At 37.4% G+C, this 3,772-nt stretch carries 6 protein-coding genes and 1 tRNA gene; 1 reads left to right on the top strand and 6 read right to left on the bottom strand.

The features are described from left to right. Positions 1 to 124: 124 nt before the first annotated feature. The 6 genes from AC0UA9_RS14320 to AC0UA9_RS14295 form a co-directional block, all read right to left on the bottom strand. Positions 125 to 457, bottom strand: coding sequence for a TusE/DsrC/DsvC family sulfur relay protein (locus AC0UA9_RS14320; protein ID WP_475660916.1), 333 nt, complete (start codon positions 455 to 457; stop codon positions 125 to 127). Next, the gene (gene tusB, locus AC0UA9_RS14315) at positions 448 to 777 is read right to left on the bottom strand and encodes a sulfurtransferase complex subunit TusB (protein ID WP_475660913.1); all 330 of its coding nucleotides are present in this window, start codon (positions 775 to 777) and stop codon (positions 448 to 450) included. Before tusB ends, AC0UA9_RS14320 begins: the two co-directional genes overlap by 10 nt. A gap of 27 nt (positions 778 to 804) precedes the next feature. Then, positions 805 to 1,176: a sulfurtransferase complex subunit TusC gene (gene tusC, locus AC0UA9_RS14310; RefSeq protein WP_475660911.1), complete on the bottom strand. Its 372-nt coding sequence runs from the start codon at positions 1,174 to 1,176 to the stop codon at positions 805 to 807. Continuing rightward, entirely contained in the window at positions 1,176 to 1,538 is a 363-nt protein-coding gene (gene tusD, locus AC0UA9_RS14305) for a sulfurtransferase complex subunit TusD (RefSeq protein WP_475660910.1), read from the bottom strand. The genes tusC and tusD overlap by 1 nt, the downstream gene beginning before the upstream one ends. A gap of 181 nt (positions 1,539 to 1,719) precedes the next feature. Beyond that, positions 1,720 to 2,388, bottom strand: coding sequence for a Bax inhibitor-1/YccA family protein (locus AC0UA9_RS14300; RefSeq protein WP_475660908.1), 669 nt, complete (start codon positions 2,386 to 2,388; stop codon positions 1,720 to 1,722). 178 nt (positions 2,389 to 2,566) lie between these two features. Next, positions 2,567 to 3,181 (bottom strand): DNA-3-methyladenine glycosylase I, encoded by a 615-nt coding sequence (locus tag AC0UA9_RS14295; RefSeq protein ID WP_475660907.1) that lies wholly within the window; start codon positions 3,179 to 3,181, stop codon positions 2,567 to 2,569. 177 nt (positions 3,182 to 3,358) lie between these two features. Here AC0UA9_RS14295 and AC0UA9_RS14290 point away from each other — a divergent pair. Beyond that, positions 3,359 to 3,449: transfer RNA gene (locus tag AC0UA9_RS14290), tRNA-Ser, on the top strand. Positions 3,450 to 3,772: the final 323 nt, after the last annotated feature.

Genomic DNA, 3,772 nt, shown 5'->3' with positions numbered 1-3,772 from the left:
CGGTGCCAAGGATGGCAAGGAGCGTGTATGTTCAGGATGAATGGTATATCGCGGTGACAGGATGGCAAGGAGCGTGTATGTTCAGGATGAACGGTATATCGCGGTGCTATGTCTTTGCAGCATTTTACAAACAACGTTTAGGTTTAGGTAAACCTGCGTACTTAGTTGCTTGCTTGGCAGGTCCGTCTGGAAATAAGCGAAATAGATAGCGGCTGTTGGCCTTGTCTTCACTAAACTCAGCTTTCATTGCTTTTGTTAGTGCACGCATTGCAGGAGAGGTATTATAAGTTAAGTAAAACTGACGAACAAAATTAATTATTTCCCAATGCTCATCTGTTAATACAAAATTATCTTGCTTAGCCATGATAATGGCTAAGCCTGCTTGCCACTGGGTGTAATCGAGCAGGTACCCTTGGTTGTCGGTTGAAATTTGCTTGTCTTGAAAGTCTATTGCCATGTTATTACGTTGTCATTTTTAAAAGTAAGTGAAACTAAATCTGTCATGGTGATTTTTGTAAAGTGTGCTTCATTAATATGAATAGCGCGAGCAACAGCATGTTGTGCTACCACATGTAACTTTATTTTCATTTTGGTATCGTTACAGTTATCGGTGCTGTTAACGACGTTATCGATTAAATTATTTGTTAAATGATGGTGTAAGTTATAACAGCCGTCATCAATAAAAACGATCACGTCGTTATTACCAACTACCTTTATACACTGAGCAAAGTCATCGGTATTAAAAGCGCTTTGACGAACAATGTGTAGCGTAGTCATAAAAGGTATTCCTCAGTCATCATGGTGCTAAAATCGTAAAATATGCTGGTGGGATGTGAGCTTTTTAGCGAAATCTTGCTGGTTTAGTATTTGTACATCATCAATATGAAACGTTGCAGCTAAGTGTCGCTCTGCTAGTGATGTTTGGCATAGGTAAATATCTTCTATGTCGTAAAACTCAAAAGCTGAAAAAGTTTTAAGGTAATCCTTTACTGAAATAACCGCGCCATCTTGCCCTTGTATTAACTGCCAAACACCGTCCCCTTGAAAAAATAATGATATTGACTGCTCAAAAGCGCCAAAAACCAACGCGATATCTAAAGCGTCTTTGCCCGCTGAGTTAGAATAGGGCGCTTTACTATTAAGAATAGCTAATTTCTTTTTTATTGCAGTGTCCATTAAAGTTGCACCATTCTATCGGCCATTGATGACAGCTCAACTAATTCACCTAACCCTGAAATTGTAAAAATTGAATGAATACTATCAAGACCTTCATCGCTCATGCCGCGCTTCTCTGCTGCGGTAACGCATAAGTGTAATGCTAGGTTGTAGGTTTGCTGTAAGCGTTGCCAGTGCTGAATGGCTTGATACTCATCACTGGCAATCTGAATGTTTTTATTGGCATGCATAACACCGTCTTGGTAAAAAAAAATGCCTACCAATTCAACGCCATTTTTAAGCGCTGTCTCAATATAATCAAGCGCTGTAACGCTTAAATTACTGTAAGGGGAGGTGGTGACAATAACAGCGAGTTTATTCACAGCTCTACCTCTTTGTTCTTTTAATAAACATAATCGCTTTTTGACATCCTGTCACCGCGAAATACCGTTCATCCTGAACATAAAAAGCCCCGCAACTGCGAGGCTTGATATTATAACGATTTTTTATCAGACTAAAAGTAAATTAGCCCAAACCTTAATATAAGGGATTAAATACCTTATATTAATCATCGCCACCAAACACACCTAAAAGGTGAAGCAGGTGAACAAAAATATTATAGATATTTAAGTATAGTGAAATAGTTGCTCTGATATAATTACGTTCACCACCGTTAATAATGCGGCTTGTGTCAAATAAAATTAACCCCGACATTATCATGATAACGCCCGCACTAATTGCTAATGATAACGCTGGTATTTGGAAGAATATATTCGCAAGCATTGCTACTAGCACTACAATTAACCCAGTCATTAAAAAGCCACCCATAAATGAGAAGTCTTTTTTAGTGGTTAAGGCATACCCAGATAATGCAAAGAATATTAGCGCAGTACCGCCAAGTGCTTGCATAATCATGGCTGGGCCACCAGGCATAGCAGCATAAGCGTTAAGCATTGGCCCTAATGATGCTCCCATTAAACCAGTAAAAGCAAAAATCCAATATACACCACTGGCTGAATCAGCTTTTTTATTAACAACAAACATTAAGCCGAAGGCAACAAGCATCATGATAAGAGCTACCATGTGCGACAAGTTCATTGCCATTGAAACGCCAGCAGTTACTGCACTAAATGCTAGTGTCATAGATAAAAGCATATAAGTATTTTTTAATACTTTGTTAATTTCAATTGCAGAGCTTTTGCTTGCTGTTTGAAAATTCATATTAGTTTGCATAACATTTCCTTTAAGAACTTAATTATTATTACTTAATATAAGTTTAGATGAGGGCGTTTACCTAAAGTTCAAGTATTTCTTAACTTTATTGTTGAACTAAGATAGTAAATAATAGCCGCTCAAATAACAGATTCAATAGTTTGACATATTATGACATGATGTTTTTTAAATAGCTAGCTCAGCACTGTTGGTATTTATCAATAATTTGTTTCCGTTTGTAACAGCTTAAATGATGGTCATTAATCAAGCCACAGGCTTGCATGTATGCATAGCAAATCGTTGAGCCAACAAACTTAAAGCCACGCTTTTTTAAATCTTTACTACAAGCATCAGACTCAACACTTGTTGTTGGGTAGCCATCTAATCCTCTATATTTTCTAATTATTGTTTTGTTATCAACAAAACGCCAAAGGTAATGACTAAAACTGCCGAATGTTTGCTGAATATCAATAAACAACCGTGCGTTAGTTATGACAGAGTTAATTTTACCTCGATGACGAATGATGTCTGAATTAAGCAACAGCTGTTCAATTTTGTCTTGGTTAAAGTTGGCTACGATATTCACGTCAAAGTTTGCAAAAGCTTTACGATATCCCTGTCTACGCTTTAATATGGTATACCAACTTAAACCTGCTTGTGCAGATTCAAGACATAGGCACTCAAAAAGTTTTTGGTCGTCATAAACAGGTATCCCCCATTCGTTGTCGTGATACTTAACGTAATCTGGTTTTGACAGATCTACCCAAGGGCAACGACATACTGCTAATACTTTTTCTTCTTCTTTGTTTTTCACTGGTAAACCTTTTAACCTAGTTGACTGTTTGAAATAAAAGCAAAATGGCTGTTTTATTAGCAAACAAACCTAAAACTAAGATATTTTACAAAATAGTACTTTACAATAACACGATGAGACTTTAATATTCGCCTCGTTCTCAAGCAAGCAATCTTTTTTGCTTTTTTGTTTACTTCAGGTGAGATGGCTGAGTGGTCGAAAGCACCGGTCTTGAAAACCGGCAAGGGTTTGTAGCCCTTCTAGAGTTCAAATCTCTATCTCACCGCCACATTCTAAAAAACCGCTAATCGAAAGGTTAGCGGTTTTTTTCGCTTAGTGTTTAGCCAATTTAGAGTATAGGGATTTAGAGTATAGGGTTTGTAGCGTTATTCCTTCGAGTAGAGTTCAAATCTCTATCTCACCGCCACATTCTAAAAAACCGCTAATCGAAAGGTTAGCGGTTTTTTTCGCTTAGTGTTTAGCCAATTTAGAGTATAGGGTTTGTAGCGTTATTCCTTCGAGTAGAGTTCAAATCTCTATCTCACCGCCACATTCTAAAAAACCGCTAATCGAAAGGTTAGCGGTTTTTTTCGCTTAGTGTTTAGCCAATTT

Source organism: Colwellia sp. F1 (genome assembly GCF_056238625.1).
The sequence above is the reverse complement of the archived record's forward strand: the minus strand, read 5'-3'. Positions and strand labels throughout refer to the sequence as shown.